The sequence below is a fragment of the Cellulosimicrobium sp. BMG9.22 genome, assembly GCF_059159975.1.
Window position 1 is genome coordinate 1 of sequence record NZ_JBZGBY010000066.1, and the last position, 1395, is coordinate 1395.

Below are 1395 nucleotides of genomic sequence, written 5' to 3' on the forward strand. Positions count from 1 at the left end.
TGTTGAAGTTGTCGGCTGATTAGTACCGGTCAGCTGCACGGGTCGTTGGTCCCCGCTTCCACGTCCGGCCTATCTACCCAGTGTTCTGCTGGGTGCCTCTCACCCGCTAGGGGTGTGGAAACCTCATCTTGAAGCAGGCTTCCCGCTTAGATGCTTTCAGCGGTTATCCCTTCCGAACGTAGCCAACCAGCGATGCTCCTGGCGGAACAACTGGCACACCAGAGGTTCGTCCGTCCCGGTCCTCTCGTACTAGGGACAGCCCTTCTCAAGTTTCCTGCGCGCGCAGCGGATAGGGACCGAACTGTCTCACGACGTTCTAAACCCAGCTCGCGTACCGCTTTAATGGGCGAACAGCCCAACCCTTGGGACCTACTCCAGCCCCAGGATGCGACGAGCCGACATCGAGGTGCCAAACCATGCCGTCGATATGGACTCTTGGGCAAGATCAGCCTGTTATCCCCGGGGTACCTTTTATCCGTTGAGCGACGGCGCTTCCACAAGCCACCGCCGGATCACTAGTTCCGACTTTCGTCCCTGCTCGACCTGTCAGTCTCACAGTCAAGCTCCCTTGTGCACTTGCACTCGACACCTGATTGCCAACCAGGCTGAGGGAACCTTTGAGCGCCTCCGTTACATTTTAGGAGGCAACCGCCCCAGTTAAACTACCCACCAGGCACTGTCCCTGGTCCGGATCACGGACCGAGGTTAGACATCCGAAGCGGTCAGAGTGGTATTTCAACGTTGACTCCACCCGCACTGGCGTGCGGACTTCCTAGTCTCCCACCTATCCTACACAAACCGCACCGAACATCAATACCAAGCTATAGTAAAGGTCCCGGGGTCTTTCCGTCCTGCTGCGCGTAACGAGCATCTTTACTCGTAGTGCAATTTCGCCGAGTTCGCGGTTGAGACAGCGGAGAAGTCGTTACGCCATTCGTGCAGGTCGGAACTTACCCGACAAGGAATTTCGCTACCTTAGGATGGTTATAGTTACCACCGCCGTTTACTGGGGCTTAAATTCTGAGCTTCACCCCGAAGGGTTGACCCGTCCTCTTAACCTTCCAGCACCGGGCAGGCGTCAGTCCGTATACATCGTCTTGCGACTTCGCACGGACCTGTGTTTTTAGTAAACAGTCGCTTCTCCCTGGTCTCTGCGGCCGTCCACGCTCCCCGAGCAAGTCGGTTCACGTTTCGGGCCCCCCTTCTCCCGAAGTTACGGGGGCATTTTGCCGAGTTCCTTAACCACGATTCGCTCGATCGCCTTGGTATTCTCTACCTGACCACCTGAGTCGGTTTGGGGTACGGGCGGCTAGAACCTCGCGCCGAGGCTTTTCTTGGCAGCATAGGATCACCCAGTTCGCGCATGCGCGCTCACCGTCAGCTCTCAGCCTGATG

1 rRNA gene is annotated in these 1395 nt (G+C 57.2%); it reads right to left on the minus strand.

The window, feature by feature from the left end:
- Positions 1–1395 (minus strand): 23S ribosomal RNA (locus tag AC4H2H_RS19705); the annotation flags it as partial.